Source organism: Domibacillus sp. 8LH (assembly GCF_038806185.1).
Taxonomy (GTDB): Bacteria; Bacillota; Bacilli; order Bacillales; family Domibacillaceae; genus Domibacillus; species Domibacillus indicus_A.
Genome location: NZ_JAVJNG010000384.1, coordinates 1 through 222, shown reverse-complemented (window position 1 = coordinate 222; position 222 = coordinate 1). Strand labels below are relative to the sequence as shown.

The following is a 222-nucleotide window of genomic DNA, read 5'->3' as shown; positions in this document are numbered from 1 at the left end:
TCGTCCTGAGCCAGGATCAAACTCTCCAAAAAGTGTTTGACTTGCTCATTTGTTTCCATTAAAACACGGGGTGTTTTAATGGAAGATAAAAATTAAAACGTTGACGTTTTTATTGATTTTGTTCAGTTTTCAATGTTCAATTTTCTGGAGCGGGTGATGGGAATCGAACCCACGACATCAGCTTGGAAGGCTGAGGTTTTACCATTAAACTACACCCGCATA

Annotated in this window: 1 tRNA gene; it reads right to left on the bottom strand. The window is 39.2% G+C overall.

The features are described from left to right. Positions 1 to 145 precede the first annotated feature (145 nt). Positions 146 to 219 (bottom strand) — tRNA-Gly (locus tag RG959_RS25105). Positions 220 to 222 lie beyond the last annotated feature (3 nt).